20 protein-coding genes and 6 tRNA genes are annotated in these 26,653 nt (G+C 40.0%); 15 read left to right on the forward strand and 11 right to left on the reverse strand.

Annotated features, from left to right (window positions below; genetic code table 11):
• Positions 1–298: 298 nt before the first annotated feature.
• Genes D5018_RS07455 through D5018_RS07490 form a run of 8 tightly spaced genes read left to right on the forward strand, consistent with a single transcriptional unit; the run spans position 299 to position 8,523 of the window.
• A complete protein-coding gene (locus D5018_RS07455; protein WP_121838386.1) occupies positions 299–1,255 on the forward strand; it encodes an AAA family ATPase in 957 nt (318 codons plus the stop codon).
• A gap of 49 nt (positions 1,256–1,304) precedes the next feature.
• Positions 1,305–2,240: a DUF58 domain-containing protein gene (locus D5018_RS07460; RefSeq protein WP_121838405.1), complete on the forward strand. Its 936-nt coding sequence runs from the start codon at positions 1,305–1,307 to the stop codon at positions 2,238–2,240.
• Positions 2,237–2,719 (forward strand): DUF4381 domain-containing protein, encoded by a 483-nt coding sequence (locus D5018_RS07465; protein WP_121838387.1) that lies wholly within the window; start codon positions 2,237–2,239, stop codon positions 2,717–2,719. Before D5018_RS07460 ends, D5018_RS07465 begins: the two co-directional genes overlap by 4 nt.
• A complete protein-coding gene (locus D5018_RS07470; RefSeq protein ID WP_121838388.1) occupies positions 2,713–3,708 on the forward strand; it encodes a vWA domain-containing protein in 996 nt (331 codons plus the stop codon). The genes D5018_RS07465 and D5018_RS07470 overlap by 7 nt, the downstream gene beginning before the upstream one ends.
• Positions 3,705–5,585 carry a vWA domain-containing protein gene (locus D5018_RS07475; protein ID WP_121838389.1) on the forward strand — a complete coding sequence of 627 codons (1,881 nt, stop codon included), beginning with the start codon at positions 3,705–3,707 and terminating at the stop codon, positions 5,583–5,585. Before D5018_RS07470 ends, D5018_RS07475 begins: the two co-directional genes overlap by 4 nt.
• Positions 5,579–7,219, forward strand: coding sequence for a BatD family protein (locus tag D5018_RS07480; protein WP_121838390.1), 1,641 nt, complete (start codon positions 5,579–5,581; stop codon positions 7,217–7,219). Before D5018_RS07475 ends, D5018_RS07480 begins: the two co-directional genes overlap by 7 nt.
• A 40-nt stretch (positions 7,220–7,259) precedes the next feature.
• Positions 7,260–7,823 (forward strand): sigma-70 family RNA polymerase sigma factor, encoded by a 564-nt coding sequence (locus D5018_RS07485; protein ID WP_121838391.1) that lies wholly within the window; start codon positions 7,260–7,262, stop codon positions 7,821–7,823.
• A complete protein-coding gene (locus D5018_RS07490) occupies positions 7,816–8,523 on the forward strand; it encodes a DUF3379 family protein (RefSeq protein ID WP_121838392.1) in 708 nt (235 codons plus the stop codon). The genes D5018_RS07485 and D5018_RS07490 overlap by 8 nt, the downstream gene beginning before the upstream one ends.
• A 47-nt stretch (positions 8,524–8,570) precedes the next feature.
• Here the strand turns inward: D5018_RS07490 and D5018_RS07495 are convergent, their stop codons facing one another.
• Entirely contained in the window at positions 8,571–10,673 is a 2,103-nt protein-coding gene (locus D5018_RS07495; RefSeq protein ID WP_121838393.1) for an ankyrin repeat domain-containing protein, read from the reverse strand.
• Between the two features lie 156 nt (positions 10,674–10,829).
• Here D5018_RS07495 and D5018_RS07500 point away from each other — a divergent pair, with 156 nt between their 5' ends.
• The gene (locus tag D5018_RS07500; RefSeq protein ID WP_121838394.1) at positions 10,830–11,045 is read left to right on the forward strand and encodes a hypothetical protein; all 216 of its coding nucleotides are present in this window, start codon (positions 10,830–10,832) and stop codon (positions 11,043–11,045) included.
• Between the two features lie 661 nt (positions 11,046–11,706).
• Positions 11,707–12,372: a hypothetical protein gene (locus tag D5018_RS07505; RefSeq protein WP_133309251.1), complete on the forward strand. Its 666-nt coding sequence runs from the start codon at positions 11,707–11,709 to the stop codon at positions 12,370–12,372.
• A gap of 1 nt (position 12,373) precedes the next feature.
• On the opposite strand, the gene D5018_RS07510 is transcribed toward D5018_RS07505, so the two are convergent.
• Entirely contained in the window at positions 12,374–12,937 is a 564-nt protein-coding gene (locus tag D5018_RS07510; protein WP_121838396.1) for a PhnA domain-containing protein, read from the reverse strand.
• Between the two features lie 554 nt (positions 12,938–13,491).
• On the opposite strand from D5018_RS07510, the gene D5018_RS07515 reads away from it, so the two are divergent.
• Positions 13,492–15,699: an ankyrin repeat domain-containing protein gene (locus tag D5018_RS07515; RefSeq protein WP_121838397.1), complete on the forward strand. Its 2,208-nt coding sequence runs from the start codon at positions 13,492–13,494 to the stop codon at positions 15,697–15,699.
• On the opposite strand, the gene D5018_RS07520 is transcribed toward D5018_RS07515, so the two are convergent.
• Positions 15,693–16,211 carry a methylated-DNA--[protein]-cysteine S-methyltransferase gene (locus tag D5018_RS07520; protein WP_121838398.1) on the reverse strand — a complete coding sequence of 173 codons (519 nt, stop codon included), beginning with the start codon at positions 16,209–16,211 and terminating at the stop codon, positions 15,693–15,695. The two genes, D5018_RS07515 and D5018_RS07520, sit on opposite strands and share 7 nt — an antisense overlap.
• An 82-nt stretch (positions 16,212–16,293) precedes the next feature.
• On the opposite strand from D5018_RS07520, the gene D5018_RS07525 reads away from it, so the two are divergent.
• Positions 16,294–18,123 (forward strand): ABC transporter ATP-binding protein, encoded by a 1,830-nt coding sequence (locus tag D5018_RS07525; protein WP_121838399.1) that lies wholly within the window; start codon positions 16,294–16,296, stop codon positions 18,121–18,123.
• Positions 18,124–18,282: 159 nt separating this feature from the next.
• Here D5018_RS07525 and D5018_RS07530 read toward each other — a convergent pair.
• From D5018_RS07530 to alaS, 8 genes are all read right to left on the reverse strand, one after another.
• Positions 18,283–18,374: transfer RNA gene (locus D5018_RS07530), tRNA-Ser, on the reverse strand.
• 18 nt (positions 18,375–18,392) lie between these two features.
• A tRNA-Arg gene (locus D5018_RS07535) sits at positions 18,393–18,469 on the reverse strand.
• Between the two features lie 23 nt (positions 18,470–18,492).
• A tRNA-Arg gene (locus tag D5018_RS07540) sits at positions 18,493–18,569 on the reverse strand.
• A gap of 39 nt (positions 18,570–18,608) precedes the next feature.
• A tRNA-Arg gene (locus D5018_RS07545) sits at positions 18,609–18,685 on the reverse strand.
• Positions 18,686–18,713: 28 nt separating this feature from the next.
• Positions 18,714–18,790: transfer RNA gene (locus D5018_RS07550), tRNA-Arg, on the reverse strand.
• A 23-nt stretch (positions 18,791–18,813) separates the two neighbouring features.
• Positions 18,814–18,905: transfer RNA gene (locus tag D5018_RS07555), tRNA-Ser, on the reverse strand.
• A gap of 258 nt (positions 18,906–19,163) precedes the next feature.
• Positions 19,164–19,364, reverse strand: a complete 201-nt coding sequence (gene csrA / locus D5018_RS07560; RefSeq protein WP_121838400.1) for a carbon storage regulator CsrA — start codon at positions 19,362–19,364, stop codon at positions 19,164–19,166.
• Positions 19,365–19,858: 494 nt separating this feature from the next.
• Complete coding sequence (gene alaS / locus D5018_RS07565; RefSeq protein ID WP_121838401.1) at positions 19,859–22,483, reverse strand: alanine--tRNA ligase; 2,625 nt, start codon at positions 22,481–22,483, stop codon at positions 19,859–19,861.
• Positions 22,484–22,720: 237 nt separating this feature from the next.
• Here alaS and D5018_RS07570 point away from each other — a divergent pair, with 237 nt between their 5' ends.
• The 3 genes from D5018_RS07570 to tnpA form a co-directional block, all read left to right on the forward strand.
• Positions 22,721–24,529 carry a hypothetical protein gene (locus D5018_RS07570; protein ID WP_121838402.1) on the forward strand — a complete coding sequence of 603 codons (1,809 nt, stop codon included), beginning with the start codon at positions 22,721–22,723 and terminating at the stop codon, positions 24,527–24,529.
• 249 nt (positions 24,530–24,778) lie between these two features.
• The gene (locus D5018_RS07575) at positions 24,779–26,443 is read left to right on the forward strand and encodes a hypothetical protein (protein ID WP_133309252.1); all 1,665 of its coding nucleotides are present in this window, start codon (positions 24,779–24,781) and stop codon (positions 26,441–26,443) included.
• Between the two features lie 40 nt (positions 26,444–26,483).
• On the forward strand, positions 26,484–26,653 hold a 170-nt coding region (gene tnpA / locus D5018_RS22375), incomplete at its 3' end, for an IS66 family insertion sequence element accessory protein TnpA (protein WP_416351532.1).

Below are 26,653 nucleotides of genomic sequence, written 5' to 3' on the forward strand. Positions count from 1 at the left end.
AATCCATACACTAGATCCTATAACCATAGAATAAATTTGAATGGAATAAATAAACCGATCTGAAAATGACTGATTTCCATTAACATCAAAAACTTGGTTTGAAAACGGAACTTGTCAGGCAACAACAGGTCAGACCATAAAACTGTGATCTGATTCTAACTATTTACGGATGAAATTCAAACACTCGTTTAGATTTATCTCATTATGAATCATTTAATATCCCTTGAACTTTCCATAAATAAAATGATAAAAAACACCATCAAACGTAGTCGAAGCAATTAATTTACTGAGAAAAATCATGTCTCTAAGCCGTTTTCAAACACTAAGACAATACTTAAATACCGTGATCCTCGGTCAGCCGACACTCACAGAAAACCTACTTATTGCGCTTGTTGCCAATGGACACCTATTGGTAGAAGGCCCTCCAGGTTTGGCAAAAACCCGCGCTGTCAAAGCCTTGTGTGACGGTATTGAAGGTGACTTTCATCGAGTTCAGTTCACGCCAGACTTATTACCTGCTGACCTAACAGGTACAGATATCTATCGCGCTCAAACTGGAGCTTTCGAATTTGAAGCTGGGCCAATATTCCATAATTTAATATTGGCAGATGAAATCAACCGAGCCCCAGCTAAGGTGCAATCTGCACTATTAGAAGCGATGGCTGAGGGGCAGGTGACGGTAGGTAAAAACAGTTATAAGTTACCCAATTTGTTTTTAGTAATGGCGACACAAAATCCATTAGAAAATGAAGGCACGTATCCACTCCCAGAAGCCCAGCTTGACCGTTTCCTTATGCACTTGAATCTTGATTATCCGAGTGCTGAAACTGAAATGGAAATTTTGCGTCAATCACGCAAAGAAGCACAAACGCACCAGTTGCCGTCAATGGAACCTATTTCTCAAGCGGATATTTTTTCTGCTCGTGATGCTGCATTGGATATTTACCTTGCCGAACCGCTAGAGAAATACATCATCGATATTGTGATGGCAACTCGTCAACCTCAGCACTTTAATGAAGAACTTGCACAATGGATAGAATACGGTGTCAGTCCTCGTGCAACTATTTCATTAGAACGATGTGCCAGAGCTAGAGCTTGGTTACAAGAGCGAGATTATGTCTCGCCTGAAGATATACAAGCAGTTGCAGGTAATGTGCTGCGACACCGTATTTTGTTAAGTTACCAAGCTCAAGCTGAAGGGATCAGCACAGATGATGTGATCCAAAAAGTGCTCAGTTTAGTGGCTGTACCTTAAGCGATATGAATTTAATAGATACGTTCACCAAAAGTAGTTAATGGGATCCATGATAACTGAACAACAATTGCCTCTATTTGCCAATGGTTATGAGCTTTCTGAAAAAGAACTGTTAGCCTGTCAAAACCTAGCTAAAGCACTGCCGAACATAAACCACCGAGCCAAAGCAGCTTTAGCGGGTCACCGAAGCAGTAATATTAAAGGCCGAGGCATGGAGTTTGCTGAAGTACGGCATTATCAACAAGGTGATGACGTGCGTAGTATAGACTGGCGAGTCACGGCTCGTACCGGTAAGCCCCATACTAAGTTATTCGTAGAAGAGCGAGAAAGGCCAATTCTACTTTTTGTAGACCTCAGTCACAGCCAGTTTTTTGGTTCTCAGTTATTGCTGCAATCTGTGCAAGCTTGTCACATAGCAGCGACATTAGGCTGGCATACCGTTCAGCAAGGCGATCGGCTCGGTGCATTAGTAGCAACAGAAACTGATCATGTAGAACTGAAACCCAAAAGCCGTCGTCATGGCATTTTACAGCTCATTTCTACCTTAAATGAGCTTCATCAAAATCAACTCGCGAATATAGATAATGACGACTATCAACCAAACCATGTATTTAATGCCTGCATGCGTTTAAAACGATTAGCAAAGCCTGGTTCCTTGGTGTGGATTATTTCTGACGGCCAAAACTTTACTCCCGAATGCATTGCCCCACTCACTGAACTTAAACGCCATTGTGAAGTAAAGGCTTTTTTAGTTACCGATCCGCTCCGTACAGGGCAACTAGAGCTGCCTAAGCAATTTAGTTTGCCTATTAAACAAGGCAAGCAGAAAACAGTGTTAACTCGCCAATCGTATAAATCATGGCTGAACAGCGAACAACAAAAAAGACAACAATTTTTATCACTCATGCAGCAAATACATGTTTACCCAAACTCTATCGATGCAGGCAAAAAGCTCAGTGAGCAATTGGAGCTTTTACGCCAATGAATACCAATAATCCAGCATTAGCACAGTTAAAAGATATTCATACCCCTGAAGTAATTGGGCTATGGCCTCTTGCTATCGGGTATTGGATTGTAATTATCACAGCTGTACTGTTGATAGTAATGACTTACCTACTCATTAAGCGCCATAAAAATAATCAAAAGGTAAAGAAGGCAGCTATGGCTGAGTTGCATGCTATTCCATTCGACATTGACACTTATGCCGTCCAAGTTAATGCAATTCTCAAGCGTGCAGCGTTGAGTTATCGTAACCGAGCAGATATTGCAGCCGTAGATGGCCATCAATGGTACCAATGGTTAGATCAAACCATGCCTAAATCACATCAAGGAAAAATAGCTAGCTTATTAGAAAAACGCTACCAAGCCACTCCGTTAACACAAGAAGAAAAACAACAGCTAAGCACTCTTGCTGCAATTTGGTTAAAGCAATCGCTTCCACTTAAAAAGGAGGACAAATGTTAACCATAATTTGGCCTTGGATTTGGCTATTGTTTCCCTTGCCACTTCTTTTCAAACGCATAAAGCAAAAACAACAAGGTGGTCACTTAAAATTGCCAGCAACCGGCAAACTTACTGGTGTCCAACAACAAAAGGCTTCCACAAAAAAATACGGCTATTGGCTATTGTGGTTGCTATTCTTAACCGCCATTTGCCGCCCGCAATGGTTTGGTGATCCTATTGACCTGCCGAGTAAAGGTCGTGATCTCATGGTCGCAGTGGATCTATCTGGCAGTATGCAAATTGAAGACATGGTACTCAATAATCAAACCGTAGATCGCTTTACCATGATCCGTCATGTTGTCAGTGACTTTATCCAACGTCGTAAAGGCGACCGCATAGGATTGATTTTGTTTGCCGATCACGCCTACCTGCAAGCACCTCTTACTCTTGATAGACGTTCGGTAAGCCAATTTTTAAAAGAAGCTCAAATTGGGCTAGTTGGAAAACAAACCGCTATTGGCGAAGCCATTGGGCTAGCCGTTAAACGCTTTGATAAAGTTAAAGAAAGCAATCGAATATTGATTTTACTTACCGATGGCTCTAACAATGCAGGGGTACTTGACCCGCAACAAGCCGCTGATATTGCTGCCAAACAAGGGATCACCATTTATACCATTGGCGTAGGTGCCGATATCTTAGAGCAAAGAACCCTATTTGGGCGTCAGCGCGTAAATCCATCTATGGATCTCGATATCAATGCACTAAAAGCCATCTCAAATAAAACCCATGGAAAATTTTTCCGCGCCCGTAATACTGAGGAATTAGAAAAGATTTACCATGAAATTGATAAGTTAGAACCTATCGCCCGTGATCAACAAACGTATCGCCCACGTTCAGAGCTGTTTTATTATCCTCTAGCCCTCATGCTATTACTTCACGTATTTATGTGTCTCAGTCGATTGCCCACATTGCAAAATCTAACCAAAATCAAATCAGGAGAACAAAAATGACCTTACATTTTATTCGTCCTGAATGGTTGTTTGCTCTCATTCCTCTGGCAATGGTACTGGTGTTACTTTGGCGACAACAAGGCGGAAATACGGTATGGAACCGTTATATTTCTCCTCACTTAGCAACCTTACTTATTGATACTGGTGCACAAAACAATAAAAACTCAGTACTTTTACTAAGTGGTTTTTGGCTTATACTGGTCATTGCCTTATCAGGCCCCGCTGTTACAAAACAAAATTTACCTGTTTTTGCCAGCACTCAAGGCCGAGTACTGCTCATGGATATGTCTTTATCCACTTATGCTACAGACTTACCTCCAAACCGCTTAACCCAAGAGAGGTATAAAGCTATTGATTTGATCAAAGCGCTCAACGAAGGGGAAACGGGTTTAATTGCCTATGCTGGAGACGCATTTACCATAAGCCCGTTGACTCGTGATAAAGGAACGCTGTTAAATTTCTTGCCAACACTAACGCCAGATATTATGCCCGTGGCGGGTTCGAACCTAGCTTCAGGTATTGATAAGGCGAAGCAACTACTTACTCACGGCGGACATATTAAAGGTGACATTATTGTATTCACTGATGGTATTAACGAAAAGCAACTGCAACAGGCCAAAGCTCAACTTGACGATCAGAATTTTCGCTTGATTATTTTGGCCTTTGGCAGTAAACAAGGCGCACCGATTCGTTTGCCAGATGGACAATTATTAAGAGATAACGCTAACCAAGTTGTGGTGGCAAAAACTCGATATGACTTATTAAGCGAATTGGCACAAGCAGGACAAGGAAGCATGATCCAATATCGAGCTGATGATAATGATATCAAGCAAATAACTAATCAGCTAAGTGTAAAAAAACAAGCCAAGTTGACTGACTTACAAGGTGAAACATGGCAAGACTTAGGGCCATACATCGCTTTATTACTGACCCCCTTTGTACTTATGTTATTTAGAAACGGGGCCACTCTGTTCACTCTAATATTGTGTGCTGGTCTACTAATGCCACAACCAGTAAAAGCAATGGATTGGAATTCCCTATGGAAAACGCAGAATCAACAAGCGCAAGAGGCCTATAACAACAAAGAGTATCAACAAGCGGCTAAACAATTCAATCAACCACAATGGCAACACAGTGCACAATACAAAGCTGGTGATTTCAAACAAGCTTTGAAAGGATTTGAACAAGATAATTCAGCAACAGGGCTCTACAATCAAGGCAATACGCTAATGCAAATGGGCAACTATGCCGAGGCTGAAAAACGTTACCAGCAAGCTCTAAAACAAGCTCCATCCATGGCTGACGCTCAGCATAATTTAGAGCTTGCAAAAAAACTGCAAAAACAGCAGCAACAAAAGAAACAAAACAGTAGCGGTGATAACAAACAACAAAACCAAGACAAAAAAGATCAGCAACCTCAGCAAAATGATCAACAGAATAACAAGAATAGTGACGAGCAAAAATCACAACAGAAGCAAAACCAGCAACAACAAAGCAATCAGAATCAAGAGTCAGATCAGCAAAAACAGTCTGCCAATGACTCTCAACAGTCTGATGAGCAAAACAATAAGCCTCAACAGCAAAACCAGCAGACAAATCAGAATGACCAAAAGCAAAAACAATCTGAGCAAAAGCAACAGAAATCAAAGTCTGAGCAACCAAAAGCGGATAAACAGAAATCCAAAAAACAACAAGCTACAGCCGCTGAACAAAAACAAGATAATGGTGAACCTAAACAGCAATTGCCAGCAAGTATGCAAAGGGCGTTAAATGCCATCCCAGATGATCCACAACTGTTGATCAGAAATAAAATGCAACTTGAGTATCAAAAACGCCGTCAACAAGGTCGAACAGTAGAAGGACAAGAACAGTGGTAAAACGACTCTTAACATTATTTATTCTATTGGTCAGCACTTCCTCTCCTGCTCTGGCTATTACAAAAATAGAATCATCGGTTGATAGAAACCCTGTTGTTAAAGGCGAGTATTTCATTTTAAACGTTACCGCTGATGACGAAGTTGAAGGCAAAACTCTCAACACCTCTGCCCTACTCAAAGATTTTATTGTCGGACGTACTAGCGTGAGTCGAAGCACTCAAATCATCAACTTCGACGCTAAACGAGAAACCCGCTGGCAAATTCTGTTGGCTCCGAAACACAAAGGTATCGTGAAGATCCCTAGCTTCGAAATCGACAATGTAAAATCGAATGAAATCGCTCTGCAAGTCGTTTCGGATGCAAATGCTAAGCAGAAGAATAAAGACGTTTACATCATCACTTCACTGAATCACCAGCAAGGTTACGTTGGCCAGCTTTTGCTTTACACCATGAAGCTTTACCTTGCCGTTGATTTGCAGCGTGGGGCATTAAATGCCCCTAACATTGAAGATGCTCAAGTTAAACAAATAGGCAATGACAAAGATACAACCGAAATCGTCAACGGCCGCCGTTTTCGAGTCATTGAAAGAACCTATGGCGTTATTCCAAACAAGGCTGGTAAGTTAGAAATTACTGGAGCAGGTTTTAGTGGCGATGTGTTAACCAATACTCAACCAAGCCGTGGTTTATTTGGCTTTAATGAAAGTCGCCCTGTTCTATTAAATGCAAAACCACAGTCCATTCAAATCTTACCTAAACCCGCTGATTATTACGGTGATTGGTTAGTTTCTGATTTAGTGGTTCTAAAAGAAACGTGGCCAGAAAACAAAAATGTGTTTGAGGTTGGTTCCCCTATCACGCGAACCATCAAAATTTTGGCTTCGAATACTGACGATACCAGTGTTCCAACACTTAACCTAAGCTACTCTAACGCGTTGAAGAGCTACCCTGAAAAACCAGTACGTAAAACTTATGTTCGTGGCAACTCTTTAGTGGCTGAAGTAAGCCAAACGGTTGCAATCGTTCCAACCAAGCCTGGCTCCTTTACCTTGCCGGAAGTTCGCGTTCCATGGTGGAACCCAATCAAGCGCAAGCAAGAATTTGCAATCTTGCCTGCAAAAACAATAAAGGTCATTGGATCTGTACCTGCTTCAGCTACACAAGAGCCTATCGCACCGCCTCAAACTGCAACAACGCCTGCACCAGTTGAGTCAGCAGGCTATTGGCCATGGGTTTCTCTTGTTTTAGCCTTGCTTTGGTTATTCTCCACCTTCATGTGGTGGCGACAAAGTCGTCAGCCGAACACACAAGAAATGGCAATTCCTAGAGCATCTGCTCAGTGGTCTGATATCTCCATAAAAGAGATAGAACAAGCATTTGAAGCCAAAGAGTATGGTAAAGTGCTAACACTGCTCCAAAAATATGCTAGCCAACTCCAAGGAACGACTTTGAATTTGTCACAAGTATCTCAAGTGTCAACAGAAGTTCAACAAGTTATAGAGGAACTACAGGCTGCTCAATATGGAAAGGGACAATGCCAACTAACGGCAAAAGCTCTTAGGGAAGCCATTGAGTCTTTAAATGCATCTAACGCGAAAAAAAATGACAACCATTTAACGCCTTTAAATCCTTAACGACCTAAGGTATGGCGTTCAGCCCAAAAAGAATGCAAAAATGTTGAAACATTTTCGAAATAAAAAGGCGGATAGTACGGTCTCTATAGACATGATTACTAAACAACGCCGTTACGAGAGCCTAGTTCGTGCCCTGAACACTGACATATACCGTTATGCGTATTGGTTGTGTGGGGACAAACATGTTGCTGAAGACGTAACTCAAGAAACCTTTTTACGCGCATGGAAAGCTTTAGATTCCTTAAAGGATGACAAAGCAGCCAAGGCTTGGTTGATCACGATTTTACGTCGTGAGAACGCTCGTCGGTTTGAACGTAAGCAATTTGATTACTCCGATATAGAGCAAGACCATCTAGAAGATGTGTTTTCAGGCTCTAATGAGCAGCATGCTGAACAACATTTATTGAGAAGGCAAATTGGCAATTTAGAAATGGAATACCGAGAACCTTTGCTGTTGCAAGTTATCGGTGGTTTTACCGGAGATGAAATCGCCAGCATTCTTGATTTAAACCGAAACACAGTCATGACTCGACTCTTTAGGGCGCGTAACCAATTGAAAGAAGCAATGGAAAAGACAGAAACAAGGGGGCTATCGCATGGATGAGTTAGAATTTCGCCGTAAAGCTTATGCTGAACCGCATAGTCAAGACGAAGCTTTTTTAGAAGCGGCAAACGCAGACTCTGCTAAACATGACTTTCTGAGTGACTTAAAGTCACTGGATAATAAAATTGCGGATGCGTTGCACGTATCTCCCCCTGAGGATTTAACCGAGCGCTTAATTTTACGCCAGCAGTTAAAGCAACATCAAAAAGTTAAACGCACTACAAGCTTTGTGGTATCAATGGCCGCTTCCGTCGCTTTTGTCGCGGGCGTAACTTTCACTATGTTGCGCACAGGTGAGATTGATTTAACCTCTTATGCGATTGCACACCAACATCATGGACCAGAGCACTTTTCAGCTTCAAAGGATATTAGCTTTGCTAAAATCAACCATGAATTAAATGGCATAAAAGGGCTAAAAGGTGGGCACTTTACAAAGCAACCTGGACAAGTAGTGTTTGCGAAATACTGTGATTTCCAAGGTATCAAAGGTATGCACCTTGTTATGCAAAACAAAACGGGTGGGCAAGTGACTGTTTTCATCATTCCGAATGAAGATAGAATGATTGCGAAATCCAATTTTGAAAAAGACGGCTTTGAAGGCATGACTTTTGATCAAAATGGAAATTACATGATTTTGGTTGGTAAAGATCAACAAGACTTAAATTATGTTAAGAAAGAAATTAAAGATACGTTTATCTAATTGATTTTAAAAGTTATCTCAAAGGCTCTCATTCATAATGCAGAGCCTTATTTTTTGGGAAATGTGTTATCCAATAGCGTTTTTATCCTAGTCCCTACTTGCTTGTTTTTTAATTTGCCCGCTAATTGATAGGCATGTTGAAGCATGGGTAATGGGGCATTAGGCAAAACTATATCCAAGATTTGGACAAAATAGTGTTTCCTCTCTTTCAGCAATAAATCCAAAACATCAACGTTTCCAAGCTCGATAGCTAAATGAAGTGGTGTCTCTCCACGGATATCAGCAAATTTCGGATCTGCACCAGATTCCAATAACAAATGAATCATATCTAGCTGTAATTGTTTAGGTGTGGCGTTACGACTTATTGCCCAATACAAAGCAGAACAGCATTTGACTGAACCAAACTTATTAGCATCCGCTCCAAATTCAAGTAATATCTGTAACTTCTCCAACTGCGCATATTCAGCAGCATACTCAATCAGATATTTGCATCTATCAAATTGAAATAGATACTCTTGGGTAATACAAAAGTCTGGATCGGCATCATGTTCCAATAAAACCTTTAATACTAATGGACTTACAGTATATTTAAGTGCCAAGAACAGAGGGGATTCACCATTATAGGCAATAAGATGGGGATTCGCATCACGCTCAAGTAATGCTTTGACTTTCTCAGGTTGATTTGTTTTTACGGCTAGATGCAGTGGACTCATTCCGCAAAAATCCACTACATTAATCATGTATTTTGGACATGAATTGACTAATCTATGAAACACAACATCAGTGGAATGTTCAACAGCAAAACCTAATAACGTTTTATCTCTCAGTTGAACTAATGAAGAGTAAAAATAGTGGTTTTGATACCTCAAGTCGGGAATGTATGGTTCCCATTTTTTTACTTTTGCAATTTGATCATTTAATACCGAGTCAAAATAAATACCAGCATCCATTTTATGGTATAAGTGTTTGCAAGCATCATTATCATTTTCAACTTGTTCTAGATAATCTACAAAAAGAGCGAGCAAACACACCTGCTCAGATTGAGTATCTAAATCTAAGTGCCCAGCGAGTTCTATGGGAGTTAAATCTTCAGAATTGAGCACATCTAATGCTGCCCCACCTTCCAACAAAAGCTTTACGGAGGCCACGTTGCGCCTTAACAATGCAAGATGGATAGGATAGTTGCCCATTTTATCGGCAACATTGATATCAGCACCATTAGCACATAATAAAGTTAAAACTTCATTGTGGTCATTAACGACAGCCATATGCAGAGCCGTATGCCTATCACCTACATGGCTCGGACGGTTGATTGAAAAGCTACGATTTCCCGATTTAAACATCATCTGCATTATCATCAAACGGTTTCGTTTTGCAGCAATGTGAAGCGGTGTTATCCCCTCTTCATTCTGCTCATCCAGAAAATAGCCCTTGAATTGCTCCTCATTAATAAATAACTCCATGCATTTTTTTGCATCATAGTGAGCAACTAAATGAAAGAGTCCTGTTTTGGGCGGAAACACAACACGACCATTCTCATCGCAATAGTTTTTATGCAACCAATGACTGATTTTAGCTCCCTTATCTAATAATAACTTTGCCATATCAGCGTTATCATCAATACAACACAGCATTAAGGGTGTCATTCCACAATTATCTATTACATTTACGTCCACCTCCTTTGCTTTTAATACGGTTACTGTTTCTGTTGAATTAACTCTAACAGCATGATGAAGTAGCACTTCACCAGAATGATTAAAAATACGATCAGCTAATACACTTTTTGGAATCTGCTCTATTTCAGTAATATTGCCAGCTGCAATCGAATTCTGAATGAACGAGGTTGTGTTTAAATGCTTTTCCAAGTCCCCCATCAGCTTCTCAGCTAATTTATCATGCCTTGAATTCACTGCGGCGGGATCACAGCAAGGACCATACGGAGTACCGGCCATAAAGCGAGCAATGCCCCATACCAATGATTGATTTTTAGGAGGCGTCACTACATATCGAAATACACCTACTTGCCGGCCGGAATCGTAATAAATAATCGAAACTGTCTTCCTGCTCTCAAATTTCAGTCCTTGACAAAATTCATATTTGTGGTCAAAACCCCACTGTTTGTCATAGTGTAATCCATCTATTCCTGACATTGGCAACTCACAAGCTTTGAATGAGTTAATGACTAAACCACGATATGAGGTGACATAAAAATTAATTAGTGTTCATCTCACTTTTTTAAGTAACGAGTACGCCCAAAAGTCTGAGTTTGATATAATGTTGAAGTTGAATTGCTTAAAAGAAGAAATATGTCTGATTTTGATAAAATAAATAAACTCACCAGCCAATCTTTCAAAAATCAGAAAGGTTTGATAAAACGAGTATTAGCAGGAAAAGCAAGTCAATGTCCTGAGTGTAGTCATGACCTTATGCTTGTTTTACCAAAAGAATCAGCAGGTAAAAGCCCTGGAATATACTGTAAAAAAGGCTGTACTGATATTGAGTTGGAAATGGAGCAAGTCTAACGTTTACTGAGTTTTCATAATTAGACTTCGCCCTGCACGAGCGCTTTCTACTCAAGGCAAAAACAATAAAACTTAGTGAGTTGAACACAACGCCAAACGACTATAAACTTTAGTACCAGTCAAAGTGAATCTAATTTAATCAAAAAGTTACCTAAAAATCACACTAACAATTAAATATTAAGCCACAATCTATATGCATGGGTAACTTGGTAAAAAAACATGGCTGTAGCACAAACTTCTTCAGAGCAGCTACACCTACAATTTGTAGCGAACACTCCTCATGACCTAACTCTTGACGGGTCTGCGACATTTGGAAGCACAACATACAACGTCTCATCGACTGTTCATGAAAGCGCAATAAATAAAAGAAGGGTTCTGGATAGTCACTCACGCTAAAGAGAGTAATTTTGATAATGAGACCTTCGCCCTCACATTAATACCTCAAAAAAAGTGGAATAAGAAAGACCTTCCATTAACTCCAGTAGAGCAAGGTCTAGCATGTGGCGCTGCTGTAGGTATTACGGCTGCTGCTGGTGACGCAACTTTTATCATGCTACAAGCGCCTTCATTTTGCTGCTCTGTTTTAGCTTGGTCTCCGATAGTATTTAGCTCGCCTACTTCAATCGGTGTTATGATTTGCTTACCTATAATTGTAAGCGGTATGATTGCTTCAATAGCAATCCCTGCTTTAGACTCCTTAGATGTAACCTCTTCAGAAAACTACACGCCTCAAAATCGAAAACTCGTTATAAAGCCAGAGTGTAAAAACGTTCTCGATTTTTTAGATCTTATTGATAATCTTCCAGCTCAAAACTCTCCTTCAACTTCTGATTTTCTCAAGTCATATACACAAGAAGAAATGAATAATGCTCGCAAGTTTTATCCTAGTAAAGACTTACCTAATGATTTGCAAGATACAGATGGTCGCTCCCTTAGAGATCCTGTTTTCGTTAAAGGTTATGGTTCAGAGCCAATCTCTCTTAGAACGCTTAGGGGGTATGTGGATCATGATGCGAAAAGCACACTAGGGGTTCCCTATTCTTATTTTCAGATAAGAGATAATGAGCAACTAACTAAAGACGAAATAAATATATTAGCCTTAATTAATACCGCTTTTCATGCATACGACCAAGGACTAACTGAAAAAGCAAGAGAAGTAGTTAAAGATTTAAAGGATCTTAAAGCTGAAATAACTCAAAGAACACTAGAATCGTCACGACAAGAGGTAAAGGGGACGTCATTAACGCCTCCTCCCATCGTTGTTGAAATTGGAGCTGATGAAAAAACCCCATTATTACCGATAACTCAACAACCAAAAAAAAGATAAATTAGGATTTTTTAACATATTGAGTCAGGATGACAATACGAGTACCGTTGACTCGTCCTTCAATATGCTCAGGGTTATTAGTTAATGAAATATTGCGCACTGCTGTGCCGCGCTTGGCCACAAAGCTGGTACCTTTCACATTAAGGTCTTTAATTACAACAACTGAATCACCTGCATTAAGAACGGCACCATTACAGTCTACATGCTTGATGTCATCCTCATCATCATGAGCTTCCTCATCAGCCCAAGCCTGAAGCTCTTCATCAAGATAAAGCATATCTTTTAAGTCTTGTGCCCAAGTCTCACTGCTAAGACGATTTAACATTCTTGCGGCCATCACTTGCACGGCAGGTACTGTACTCCACATACTGTCATTTAAGCAGCGCAGGTGATTAACATCAAAACCTTCTCTTTTTTCAACCTGCGCTGTACAAATTGAACAAAGGGCAATTTCAGTATCTGACTGAGAACTAGAACTCACGTCAAACGCGGCTAATTCACTTTCTGCACCGCACAACTCACATTTATCGCTACAGCGATTGGATAACTCTTTGGATAACGACATTTTCAACGATTCAATTCAAACTTATAGATGCCGCGATGCTATCACTTTTTTAGCCCTGAAAATAGCGTGAGGCTAACAGCTCCAACATCTAATTCTAGTATTATCCTAAAAACATCAGTTGAACGCTCCTTAAGGTCATATCTATCTAAGTTCGAAATAATTTTAAAAATTTTATTATTCCAATACTTCGGACAGTTTTTGATTGGTCGTGCCTCAATATTTAGTAAGTCATTGAATTTTAATGAATCTGTGTTTTCAGATTCAATTTATAAAATTTTGTAAATTCAATTACTTATAAAAAGTGTCCGAACCATTGTTATTCACAAAATGGATGAATCGCTCTACGCCCACAAGCTTGCTAAAATGCCTGCTAGCGGCGTTATAACTTTTGCAAGTAGAGTAACTACTTGCTGCAAGCTAAGCCTTGCTAGTAACCATTTTTTCTACGCTTGAGAACGTAGCCAACTGATGTTTTTAGGATTAAAGAAAATTAACTAACCACATAACTCCAATTTGATATAACTAGCTGAAATATAAAAAGGCAAAGTGATCTCATGAGCATTGAAATTCAATTAAGGAGCGACGCATCCCCTTTGCAAGACCCACAAAGAGTAGATGAGCCAGCTATTGAACTAGAAGAAAAAGACATTGGAGACGTTGAAAATGATGAATACGTACTTGTAGAAGAGGCTCCTCTTATACCTCCAGTTTTATCGAAAAAATTAAATGAAATCATTGATGCTCAAGTAACTGATGCCAGAGAAAACCAAGAACTAAAAGGATTGATGAAACTAGCAAAAGAGCAAGCCAAATGTACAACCACCCTCTTTGATGCAGTCACAGCAGCCGCAAGTAACCAAAGCTTTACCTCGCCAGTTCCTGCTACTAAACCCGCTGAATCACAAAAACCATCAGTTGTTTTAGAGAAGGTAAAAGAGCGCCAAGCAAGCTCTCAAACACAGTTGAAACCTGAGAATGCTAAATCAGAAGTACCACCGCAGAAAACAACAGAAACATCGAAAGACGATAAAGAAAAAAAGAAAGTTATCCTCATTCCGGAAGAACTGAAGGTAAAGGAGGATGTTATTACCAGCAAACGTTTTAGCAATAGCTGTCTAGTGTTAAATAAAATCATCGAATTACTAAATACAAAGCAACTTACAAAAACACAAATACGCCAACTGATATTACAATTAACGCCTTACTATAGAGGTTGGCAACCCAATGTTGAGTTTACTTACCACCGTTTACTACTTTCTCTCTCAGCTAACAACAGTGAAAAATTTGAACAAGCTCAAGCTCAACTGCTCGCTCTAGTCATCGATTGCTTTGTAAATTCAAGCGACGCATTCATCAATAATTATACCTATAGACAATCATTGAAATGTCTAGTTGTTCATGAACTAGGCCTACCTATATCTGACTTTCAAGCCCGATGGAAAGTAAGGTACTCTGACAGAGATGCTTTATTATTTTGTAATTTAGTCCGATGCTGTATTTTTCCACTGACAATTCAACAACTTTCAGGTGATATGGAGTCACAAGAACAGGAAAATACAGATCCGCAAGCGCACAATAGAGATAGTATTTCATTAGGAAATATCGATGGGTATCAATTTTTTCAAGCGCAGGATTCGTCCTATTTATACAAAGCAGAAACCGACCAACAGGCTCCTGTAGAGTTAGATGATCTACCCTCTGATGTTTCTTTACTTACATTACAAGACGCTTGCGGAATGATCCATCAAGCTATTTTTAGAGCTACAGCCTTTGAAGATGTATTCAGTCATATTTGTAAACCACCTTTAAAATCAAACCCAAGCGTGAATCAAGAATATAACCAGATGTGTTGTGAGATTCTTAAGCTACAGCCAATCATTTACTTAAATTTACGAATTCAAGTTGATGAAAATTTTAAAAAGAATGTTTTAAGTTGGGTTAAAGAACATGAGAGCAGAACAGATCTTATTCAAACTTTAACCATGATTAATAATCCTGAAATCCGCCTTGCTATCATCCAAAGAGTTTTGGTGCTTGATGCTGACTACGAGCAATCCTCTATTTTTAGTTACTTGCTCTCCTCTGACTATCAATATTTTACAGCGGAAATGTTAGATAAAACTCCACCTAAATTTAAGCAAGTTGGGCTTTTGAATGCCGCAAAATCTGGTGATTTGCCAAGCGTAAAAGCACTAATAGATAACGGTGTAAACCCAAGTTGTGTGAATGATAATGGTCACACTCCTATGCAATGTGCAGCAATCATGGGGGAAAAAGAAGTCGTAGAATATCTTTACCAATTAAATACTAAATCACAGCCTTTGCATCTCCACCCAACTCCACTTTATCTAGCGGCAAGATATGGTAATTTAAACGTCGTAGAATATTTAGTTCAAACAAACCCAGATTTACTCTATCAGCCTAAACGCTCTCCTTTGCCTATTCATGGCGCCTGCGATTATGGACAAAACAAAGTAATTGAATTTCTAATAAAGAAATACCCAGAGTTACTTGATGCAGTATGTTCAGTATCTGGTTGGCAGCCATTGCACTATTTGGCTTTTCATCAAAATATTGATGCTATACAAGCCATTGAACCTCATATTACCTATGATCATCTATTAGGTAAGAGAAGCTTTTTTGAGCCCGCTGTATCTTCCCCTAGAGATATAGCCCAACAGAGTGAATGTGCAGACTGTTTGATCTATCTAATAGCTTTAGAAGAATCGCTTAAACCATCAAGCCAATGTTCTATTCAATGACCTTCTAGTTGCAGCAAGGTTCGTTTAATCTCAACCCCATAAGCATAACCAGTTAACTGGCCGCTTTTGCCAATAATTCGGTGGCATGGAACAATAATCGCAATAGGGTTCGCACCATTTGCAGCTCCAACCGCCCTAACTGCTTTTGGTCGTTTTATGTGTTCGGCAATATCACTGTAACTCGCTGTTTCACCAAATGGTACTTTAAGTAATGCCTGCCAAACTTGCATTTGAAAATCAGTTCCATGGGGAGCAAGGGATAAGTCAAACTCATTTCTAAGGCCGTCAAAATACTCATTAAGCTGCACACTTGCATTTTCAATATGTTCGTCTGCCAATGCTCTTTGTGGCTCATCACTCGATGCCAAATTTAATGACTGCTCATTTAGCTTTAAATGTGTCAGGCCATCTATATTTGCAGCTAGTAGCACCTTGCCTAACGAAAAATTAACAAGCTTCGACACAATCGGCTTCGCTGTGTCTTTTTCTTTTATGTTATGAAATTTCAACATTTATTTGTTATCCCTAGTTGCCGATTTCTGAATCTACAGTATGCTGAATCGTTTTTCGACTATTTTTAAATTTAGGATAAGTATGTTCAAGCGATTTGAGTCATGGGTCGATCCTCTTCCCATTGAAGGCCACACGCAGCCACCAAAAGGTATTTTCGCGTTTTGCCAGCACCACACTAAAGGCTATCGTACACAATTAGCCATCATGTCTGTACTGACAGCTCTACTAGCTATTTTAGAAGTGTCGTTATTTGGATTTATGGGTCAGTTGGTTGATTGGCTGGTAAATAAAAATCCAAATACCTTATTGCAAGAGGAAGGCATGAAACTACTCGGGATGACGTTACTCACTCTGGTTGTCATTCCATCACTATCGCTCCTGCATGGACTTATCGTTTACCAAGGGCTAATGGGCAACTTCCCTATGTCGATTCGGTGGTCATCTCACAAGCACCTGCTTAAACAAAGCATCAGTTTCTACCAGAGTGACTATGCTGGTCGTGTCGCCACTAAGGTTATGCAAACCTCTTTAGCGGTTCGTGAAACTGTAATGAAGTTATTGGACGTATTGGTTTATATTCTGGTGTACTTCACTTCGATGCTGGTAATGATTGCTTCAGCAGACTGGCGTTTAGTGTTACCTATGTTTGTTTGGTTAGGTTGTTATATAGGTATTCAATATTTATTGGTACCTAAATTAAAAAAAGTCTCGACTGAGCAAGCTGATGCACGTTCAACCATGACAGGTCGTATCGTCGACAGTTATACCAACATCGCCACAGTAAAGTTGTTTGCTCATACCGACAACGAAGCCCAATACGCTAAAGACTCGATGGACGGGTTTCTAAAAACCGTTTACAAGCAGATGCGCTTAGTCACCAAAATAAATGTTGGGGTTCAAACCCTTAACTATGTGCTGGCATTCAGTATCGCAGCGCTTTCAATCTGGCTTTGGAAAGAATCCGCAATTACAGTAGGGGCTATTGCTATAGCGGTTAGCTTATCACTGCGACTCAATGGTATGTCTCAATGGATCATGTGGGAAATCAGTGCACTATTTGAGAATATTGGTACCGTTGCTGATGGCATGAAAACCTTATCTAAGCCCACAGAAGTGGTGGATATTCCGAATGCTCCAGCTTTAAAGGTTACCCAAGGGAAAATCGACTTTAGCCGAGTGCAATTTTATTATGACCAAGATAAACCAGTATTTGATGATTTAAATATCTCCATCAAGCCCGGTGAAAAAGTCGGATTAGTTGGGCGCTCAGGTGCAGGTAAATCATCACTGGTAAACCTTTTGTTGCGTTTTCATGATCTTAACGATGGCTCAATCAACATTGATCATACCGATATCAGTCAAGTTACCCAAGACTCTTTACGCGCCCAAATAGGCATGGTGACCCAAGATACCTCGCTTCTGCACAGAAGTATTCGAGAGAACATTCTCTATGGCCGCCCTGATGCTACGGAAGAAGAGTTACTTGATGCCATCGATAAAGCACAGGCAGGCAGCTTTATTAAAGACTTATCGGATCATGAGGGCAATCATGGCCTTGATGCGTTAGTTGGTGAGCGTGGAGTGAAACTTTCTGGCGGGCAACGACAACGAATCGCTATTGCGCGAGTACTGCTTAAAAACGCTCCAATTTTGGTACTTGATGAAGCTACATCTGCTCTCGACTCTGAAGTAGAAGCCGCTATTCAACAAAGCTTATATCAATTAATGGAGGGCAAGACAGTTATCGCTATTGCACATCGCCTTTCGACCATTGCAGCAATGGATCGATTGATCGTATTAGATGAAGGAAAAGTGGTTGAACAAGGCACACATTCAGAGCTTATCAAATCTGGTGGTATTTATGCGCAACTGTGGGCACATCAAACTGGTGGGTTCTTAGGGATAGATTAGTTAAGGATACCACAGTCGTGAGCACATGGATGTGCGCTTCTGTTGACGTTCACGCAATTGCACTTTATCCAGTAAAAATTAGATAATCTTAGAAATAAAGATGATTAAATTAAAAAGAAGATTTAAAAAAGGGATAGATATAAGAATGGGTAAAAGTAATGGCGGAGAAGGAGGGATTCGAACCCTCGATGGGAGATAAAGCCCATACTCCCTTAGCAGGGGAGCGCCTTCGGCCACTCGGCCACCTCTCCGTGGTACTTTTACTTTTATGGTACGCGTGAGAGGATTCGAACCTCTGACCGCCTGGTTCGTAGCCAGGTACTCTATCCAGCTGAGCTACACGCGCATCGATTAAAAAGCAAGTAAATATGGTACGCGTGAGAGGATTCGAACCTCTGACCGCCTGGTTCGTAGCCAGGTACTCTATCCAGCTGAGCTACACGCGCATCGGTATTTACTAAATTAGACATAAACATGAAATTGAATGGTACGCGTGAGAGGATTCGAACCTCTGACCGCCTGGTTCGTAGCCAGGTACTCTATCCAGCTGAGCTACACGCGCGTCGACTTCAAGTTCATATTAGATTTGATGGTACGCGTGAGAGGATTCGAACCTCTGACCGCCTGGTTCGTAGCCAGGTACTCTATCCAGCTGAGCTACACGCGCATCAAAAAAATCTAATAAGAAAATGGCGGAGAAGGAGGGATTCGAACCCTCGATGGGAGATAAAGCCCATACTCCCTTAGCAGGGGAGCGCCTTCGGCCACTCGGCCACCTCTCCGTTTTCTTGGCGCACATATTACTGTGTGAAGGAAATAAGTCAAACCCTTTTTATTTATGTCGATCTAACTGCCCTGTTTTTAATCACATTGTCGAAGGGTTATCCTATTCAGAAGTAAATTATGTAGGAAAAGTGCAAGTTTAGGTAGGCTTTGTTCAGAAACGCTGAGTTTTAATAAATAAAAGATAAACGTCATAAAGCCTAAAAAAGAAAAGCCAGCTAAAAAGCTGGCCTTCAATAAACTGCAAATCCCTACAATCAGAAATTGCCGTTACTATCCTCTGATGAATTTTCTTTTTCAGACTGAATGCGTTGGTAGATTTCTTCACGGTGGACAGATACTTCTTTTGGTGCATTAACACCAATACGTACCTGATTACCTTTTACACCTAAAACTGTGACAGTGACTTCATCACCAATCATCAATGTTTCACCAACTCGACGAGTCAAAATCAGCATTCGATCGCTCCTATTTTTCCATTACAGCGTACATCCGGCACATCTCCGATTTCCGCCTATTATAAGGTCAGCTTGGTCTAAATTAATAGTATTCAATTGAGAAAACGTCATTAAATGGCGATTTGTGGCTATCAAATGAGTAATGCTTTACCCGAATGACTTTACCGTACAAGCAACTGATTAACTATCGAAATATGTTTATAAAATGTCGTCCTAAACCTAACACGTATATCTTGCATCCCCAAGATATCAGCTCAAGCATTATGATTTTCAGCAACTTTCTGTTCAGGTTCAGCACATAAGGCTGTATATGAACAAACGGTTCGCTGAGCTTTCATTAACCATCGAAGTCCTTTTTAACCCCTAGTCCCTCACTTGGTTCAGTAAGATATAAGACCTGACTTCTAACGGCTTTCTTCTTAATTTTATATCTTCAAAAATAATGCGCCTTTAAAAGCGCATTATTTATTGTTTATAAGAAGCATTAACAAAGGTTAAATCAAGCGTTCCTCTAACCAAGGTAATACCTTAGTTAGTGCGTTCTCTAGGTTTTCTGGTTGACTACCACCAGCTTGTGCCATGTCAGGGCGACCACCGCCTTTACCACCCACAAAGCCTGCAACCATACCTACAAGTTCACCCGCTTTAACTTTAGCGGTTAGGTCTTTGCTGACACCAGCGATAAGGTTAACCTTAGCATCGCCAGCAATCCCTAATACAACCACACCTGTACCTAGTTTGGTTTTTAGTTGATCTTGAAGATCACGAAGCGATTTTGCATCTACACCTTCAAGTTTTTTCACTAATACTTTAATACCGTTCACTTCGACGGTTTCATTGACTAAATCAGCACTTGCCGCTGATGCCAACTTAGCTTTAAGTTGTGCTACTTCTTTTTCAAGTAACTTGGCTTTATCAAGCTGTGCTTGAAGCTTTGCAACCAGTGCATTCGGTTCAGCTTTCAACAGAGAAGCCGCTGAAGATAGCGCTTGCTGTTGAGCATTCACCAACTCAACTGCCGCAGCTCCAGTTACCGCTTCAATACGACGAACACCAGCTGCAATGCCTGCTTCTTGAGTGATTTTGAATAAACCAATATCACCCGTGCGACCTACATGAGTACCACCACAAAGCTCGATAGAGAAATCGCCCATGGTGACAACACGAACTTCCGCATCATATTTCTCACCAAACAGAGCCATAGCGCCTTTTTCTTTCGCCGCATCAATATCCATCACTTCTGCTTTAAGCTCATGGTTACGACGAATTTGTTGGTTTACTAAGTTTTCAACTTCAACCAACTCTTCCACTTTTACGGCTTCAAAGTGAGAAAAGTCAAAACGCAGCTTGTCAGGGTCAACCAATGAACCTTTCTGAGTAACATGCGTACCTAACACTTGTCGAAGTGCAGCGTGCAATAAGTGAGTTACGCTATGGTTCAATTGAGTACGATGACGACGTTGCTTATTAACTTGAGCCGAAACGCTACCCCCAGCTTTTAGTGAGCCAGAAACAAGTTTACCAATATGACCAAATGCTTGACCGTATTTCTGAGTATCTTTTACTTCAAACTCAAAACCTTCGCCAGTTAAGATACCGCTATCACCTACTTGACCACCCGATTCAGCGTAAAATGGAGTTTGCTCTAGTACGATAATGGCTTCATCACCAGCAGATAATTCAGAAACTTCCTCACCTTCTTTAAGCAACTTGATAACACTACTGTTATCAGCCAGTAGTTCATACCCTGTAAAGTCGGTAGTTTCTTCAAGCGTGATTGCTGATGAATACTCTGCACTGAACTGCCCTGCCGCTTGAGCACGTGCTTTTTGTTTCGCCATTTCAGCTTCAAAGCCTGCTTCATCAACGTCGATTTCACGCTCTCGACAAACATCAGCAGTTAAATCAACAGGGAAACCGTAAGTATCATATAGCTTGAACAAGGTTTCGCCATCTAAGATCTTACCGTCAAGCCCATTAAGCGCCGCATCAAGAATATTCAAACCACGCTCAAGAGTACGGGCAAACTGCTCTTCTTCTGCTTTAAGTGCCTTCTCTACTATAGCTTGAACTTCTTTAAGGCCATTTGCTGCATCGCCCATTACTTCAATTAACGTTGGTACTAACTTGTAGAAGAAAGTATCCGTTGCGCCAAGTTTGTTACCGTGACGAACCGCACGACGAATGATCCGACGTAAAACATAGCCACGACCTTCGTTTGATGGCATTACACCGTCAGCAATTAGGAAAGCACATGAACGAATGTGGTCAGCGATAACTCGTAGTGATTTATTTTCTAAATCTTTAGCACTTGTTAGTTCAGCGGCTTTAGCAATCAATTTTTGGAAAATGTCGATATCATAGTTTGAGTGACCACCCTGCAAAATGGCAGCAATACGCTCAATTCCCATACCTGTATCTACAGATGGCTTTGGCAAAGGCTCCATAGTACCGTCTGGCTGACGGTTGTATTGCATAAATACTAGGTTCCAGATCTCGATAAAGCGATCACCGTCCTCTTCAGGAGTACCAGGGCGTCCACCCCAAATGTGCTCACCGTGATCATAAAAGATCTCAGTACAAGGGCCACAAGGACCAGTGTCCCCCATTTGCCAGAAGTTATCTGAAGCGTATTGAGCACCTTTGTTATCACCAATTCGAATAATGCTATCTTCAGGTACGCCAACTTTGTCACGCCAAATGCTGAATGCTTCATCATCGGTTTCATAAACCGTTACGCACAGTTTTTCTTTTGGCAGCTTTAACTCTTCAGTTAAAAACGTCCAAGCAAAATTAATGGCATCTTCTTTAAAGTAATCACCAAAGCTGAAGTTACCCAGCATTTCAAAAAAGGTATGATGACGAGCGGTATAACCAACGTTATCCAAATCGTTGTGCTTACCACCAGCACGCACACATCGCTGTGATGTGGTTGCTCGAGTATAAGAACGCTTCTCTTGTCCTAAAAATAAATCTTTGAACTGGTTCATACCAGCATTGGTGAACAATAAGGTTGGATCATTGTGCGGAACCAGCGAACTGCTATCGACAATTTGGTGACCATTGCGACCAAAAAACTCTAAAAACGCGGTTCGAAGCACGGCAGTGGTTTGATACATGAACTCGTCCTGAAATTGGAAAGATTAATTATCAAGCATGAATTGTCTTGATATTACTCGCATACAAAATGCGGAGATTATATACCTATGAGCAACAAAACACCTACTACAAAATATTTAAAACGTCAGATTTTTAACGATAGCTTTCAGTTACGCTTAAAATAAACAAAAATTCACTCATGAAAACGAGTTTCTGTCAGTATATTGTTGTAATAACCCCCTTAATTTTGAAGATAAATGATAAAAGAAGCCTCTTCTACTTCGGTGGCTCAGAACAATTTTTTATCCACAACTTCAGCACCGCTCTCTCCTAAAAAAGGCTCAACTCCTGATTGGCAAATACAAAGTCGCCTAAACGATTTGTTTGTCGCGCCCAAAGCATTACAGCAAGACGAAAGATACATAACCGCAGTGCAAAATCTAGAACGCTGGTTTGATGATATTGTTATTGCTCAAGCGTGTGACTACGAATCTGAATTTCAGCAATGTATAACAAGCTGTAATGTCAAAAATGATGTATTCAATACTAGCAGTTCAACATTAAATCGATTGTTAGCTTTTGAAGTCAAATCTCAAAACGCAAAAGTCGTATCCGAGATTTTTGTTCAATATTATTCAAACTCACAAACAGAAGGTCACTGGAGTAAAAGTTGGACTACTTATAATGATCCTGAAATAGCCATCATCATCGCTTTTGACATTATCTTACTACTAGCGATTTACAAACCCGCCACGGTTTACTCAAAATTAATGTCCGCCAAGCATGCTTACAGCTCTGTAGTTGTTAATAGAGAAAAACTGTTAGATAGCAATGAGCATGTAATCAAGCTAAATAAGGCTACTATTGTCCCCTATTGTGTATTATTTTGGCTTCATCAAGTTCCGACTAAGCCTTCAAGTCATAAATTCACAGATCTCACACCTGATGGTAAAGCCTTCATCAATACCTATGTCATAAAAAGATGTTTACTTACATCCGATAAGCCTATACATGGATGTCAGCCGATAGATACCAAGCTGATAAGAAATGGTGAGGAGTTTGAATATTATCCACCAAACAGGCAATCAAAAAGAATGATGGATTTTCAAAAATTAATGCTATTAAATCAGTGGAGAGATACCATCAAAAGCAAATTACTTTCATTAAATATACCTCTTACTCATTGCACATTTGATTTAGACGAAAAATCTCAGACTCTTAACTATCAAATCGGGTCATGGCATGCGAAATTATTTTTTGATGGCTGGCTCAATTACACTCTACCTGAAGTCAACGTATCGCCTTACCGAATTGGTGAAACAGTTAAAATAGGCGATATTGAAATGTCGATGTCAGCGATGTTATCTACCTTTATAACCGACTTAGCTCGGCAATTTGGACTCAGAGCAAGCTCAGGACATAAACATATCGATTTGAGCCAAGCCGCAGGTTATAACCCTGAATTCCTGTTCCGATTATTGGTTGATGTTGAGAACAATGCATGGTTGACACAATGCTTTGACACTGCCGAATACACTCATAAAACAAAGAAATATTTAATACAAGAGCCTGACTCAAACATTGCTGAATTTCAGGGATTATTAACAGTATTCAATGAGTTGCTAAAAGCAGGATATAGAAGAAAAAGCAAAGGTGATTTTGCTGATAATGCAATTGTGTTACAACTCTTAGATTTGGCTTGGGGAGTAGCACCTAATGACGATAAATATAGACCACTAAAAATCCCTGTTAACTTAGGACAAAAATATAAGCAACAAATTGCAGCAGCTGAACAGGGCTTAGTTGTTTCGCATCCTAACTCCACAATTGAATTTCGTATTTTTAATTGCGCTAGAAATGGCCAAGAAGCGATCAAAATTTCTAAACTTATTTCAGCTTGGATAAGCAAAATAGCTCAAGAGCAAAAGCAGACAACTCCAATTCACTACCGTCCAATCAACCCTAAGGTTCCGATTGAGCAGGCCAAACTCAAGCTCATGTTTGATGACTTCATTAAAAGCTTAGGGTTAGAGCCAGAAGAATATCGTGAGTTATTATGGATATGATTTTTCAATGTTACTCAACAGAGAGCAATCTCCCCAATTACACAGATGAATAAAATTTAACCATTACATGTATCTGATCTCTGTATATTTCCAGATGTCAAAATTGAATATCACTAAGTAAAAATGATCTCATCAACATGTATAACCGAAATAACTTGTGCTCACAGTTCACCACTCCCAACTTCATCTTCAGTTTCAGCAAAACCAACTCAAGATCACTTAATTCTTAGTAAGTTAGATGATCTGTTAATGAGGTCGGAACTTTTACAAAATGAAGCAAAATGTATTGAAGCGATAAAAGCACTAGAGATATGGTTTGATAATATTGCCACCATTCCGCAGCATCAATCTGACTTTAGTAGAATTCTCGTAGAGTCAGATTTAAAAGAAGGCGACTTCGATGTCGGGAACAGCTCACTAGGTCATTCTATGGCAGTTGATGTTAAGCCTCATCATGCAAAAGAAGTCTCTGAGCTATTCTACAATTATTTTAAGAACTCAACCTGTTATTGGGAGCATAAATGGAACATATGTAACCACTTCTCTAGAGCCATTATTATTGCTATTGATATTATTTTGCTCTTAACTTTATTCGACTCTTCAACTGTATATGCAAAACTAATGTCAGCCGAAAAGGCATACACGTCACTCGTCAGCAATAGATTAAATTGCGTTGAGGTCTGTAACCACGAAGTAGCGCTCAACCTCTCGACATTATTACCACATAATTTATCGCTATTATCACGTTTGAACTCTCACCTTATTGAGAGCAATTTCTCTTGCACCTCTTTTGCTTTTGATGAGTGTGACACCAAATTTATCAATGCCTATCTAATAAAGCGATATTTACTTACGCATTCTCATAACGAAAATCCATGTCAAAATATAAAGTTAGAACTAGTAAAAAATGGTGAAGAGTTTGAATACTACTTCCCCGAAAGCCAACCTCGTTTCCTGACAAAAAAAGCAAAACTTGCATTGCTTCATCGTTGGCGAACTGCCATTCAAGATAAACTGACATTGCACAGCATTAATCGAGCTCATTGTAAGATTGTTTTAGATGAACAAAAACTTTCACTTACTTATCAAATAGGTGCTTGGCAAGCTTCATTGTTCTTTGATAACTGGCATAAACACACCCTCCCTGAAGTTAACGTGTCACCATACAAACTTGGTCAACTCGTCAAACTAAAAGGTCATAAAATATCTATTGAAAATCTATTTTCTTGGTTTATTACAGAAATAGCACAAACGCTAGGATTAAAGGCGAGTTCAGGGCATAAGCATATAGACCTAACAAAGGCAGTCGGTTACAACCCAGAATTTTATTTCAGACTACTTGTTGATGTAGAAAACAAAGCTTGGTTGACTCAATGCTTTAAAACAGAAGAATTCTCAGCCGATACTTGGAAATACTTGGCACAGGACCCATCCGTTAATCTAAATATTTTACTAGGTTTGTTAGACGCATTTAATGAACTATTACTTGCTGGCTATACAGGGAAAAGCGTTGGCTCCTTTTCCGATAATAAAGAGGTTTTACAACTATTCGATTTAGCTTGGGGAGTTGGTAATTACTTTGTAAAATATCGGCCAGTAAAAATACCAGCCGAGTTTGGCTTTGATTATGGAACACAGGTTGCTGATGCTGAAAAGGGACACATAGTCTCTCACCCTAAAACTACTATTGAATTTCGTTTTTTCAACTGCGCAAGGACAGGACAAGAAGCAATAAAACTTTCCAAAATGATCTTGGCATGGATAGCTAAAATTTCAAAAGAGCAAAAAAATGCTACCCCCTTGCTTTACGACCCCATTGATCCTTCAATTCCCATCGAGCACGTTAAATTAAAGCGAATGTTCGATGAGTTTATTGTAACCGTCTGCCAAACAGCACCTGTCTTAGTTAATTAAAATCGGCATAGTGGTCTTTATTTGTCAAAGGCTACAGCTAATGCGACATCAACATAGAAGCCCTGAAGAGTGGCTGCACCTTTTAGAAGAGCAACGGGATTCAGGATTAACCATAGGTCAATTCTGTCATCAAAAATCGATCCTTATCCAATCATTCCATAACGCCAAAGCTAAAATAAAACGCTTACGTAAAGAAGTGGAACACAGTAA

Origin of the sequence: Parashewanella curva, from assembly GCF_003675895.1 — a bacterium.
GTDB lineage: Bacteria > Pseudomonadota > Gammaproteobacteria > Enterobacterales > Shewanellaceae > Parashewanella > Parashewanella curva.

What these genes read in the sequence shown, in the direction of transcription:
- D5018_RS07570 (WP_121838402.1), top strand. Translation starts at nt 22,721, where the DNA reads ATGATAAAAGAAGCCTCTTCTACTTCGGTGGCTCAGAACAATTTTTTA.
- D5018_RS07575 (WP_133309252.1), top strand. Translation starts at nt 24,779, where the DNA reads ATGAGGTCGGAACTTTTACAAAATGAAGCAAAATGTATTGAAGCGATA.
- D5018_RS07455 (WP_121838386.1), top strand. Translation starts at nt 299, where the DNA reads ATGTCTCTAAGCCGTTTTCAAACACTAAGACAATACTTAAATACCGTG.
- D5018_RS07500 (WP_121838394.1), top strand. Translation starts at nt 10,830, where the DNA reads ATGTCTGATTTTGATAAAATAAATAAACTCACCAGCCAATCTTTCAAA.
- D5018_RS07510 (WP_121838396.1), bottom strand. Translation starts at nt 12,937, where the DNA reads ATGTCGTTATCCAAAGAGTTATCCAATCGCTGTAGCGATAAATGTGAG.
- D5018_RS07460 (WP_121838405.1), top strand. Translation starts at nt 1,305, where the DNA reads ATGATAACTGAACAACAATTGCCTCTATTTGCCAATGGTTATGAGCTT.
- csrA (WP_121838400.1), bottom strand. Translation starts at nt 19,364, where the DNA reads ATGCTGATTTTGACTCGTCGAGTTGGTGAAACATTGATGATTGGTGAT.
- D5018_RS07485 (WP_121838391.1), top strand. Translation starts at nt 7,260, where the DNA reads ATGTTGAAACATTTTCGAAATAAAAAGGCGGATAGTACGGTCTCTATA.
- D5018_RS07515 (WP_121838397.1), top strand. Translation starts at nt 13,492, where the DNA reads ATGAGCATTGAAATTCAATTAAGGAGCGACGCATCCCCTTTGCAAGAC.
- D5018_RS07520 (WP_121838398.1), bottom strand. Translation starts at nt 16,211, where the DNA reads ATGTTGAAATTTCATAACATAAAAGAAAAAGACACAGCGAAGCCGATT.
- alaS (WP_121838401.1), bottom strand. Translation starts at nt 22,483, where the DNA reads ATGTATCAAACCACTGCCGTGCTTCGAACCGCGTTTTTAGAGTTTTTT.
- D5018_RS07470 (WP_121838388.1), top strand. Translation starts at nt 2,713, where the DNA reads ATGTTAACCATAATTTGGCCTTGGATTTGGCTATTGTTTCCCTTGCCA.
- D5018_RS07465 (WP_121838387.1), top strand. Translation starts at nt 2,237, where the DNA reads ATGAATACCAATAATCCAGCATTAGCACAGTTAAAAGATATTCATACC.
- D5018_RS07495 (WP_121838393.1), bottom strand. Translation starts at nt 10,673, where the DNA reads ATGTCAGGAATAGATGGATTACACTATGACAAACAGTGGGGTTTTGAC.
- D5018_RS07490 (WP_121838392.1), top strand. Translation starts at nt 7,816, where the DNA reads ATGGATGAGTTAGAATTTCGCCGTAAAGCTTATGCTGAACCGCATAGT.
- D5018_RS07525 (WP_121838399.1), top strand. Translation starts at nt 16,294, where the DNA reads ATGTTCAAGCGATTTGAGTCATGGGTCGATCCTCTTCCCATTGAAGGC.
- D5018_RS07475 (WP_121838389.1), top strand. Translation starts at nt 3,705, where the DNA reads ATGACCTTACATTTTATTCGTCCTGAATGGTTGTTTGCTCTCATTCCT.
- D5018_RS07505 (WP_133309251.1), top strand. Translation starts at nt 11,707, where the DNA reads ATGATTGCTTCAATAGCAATCCCTGCTTTAGACTCCTTAGATGTAACC.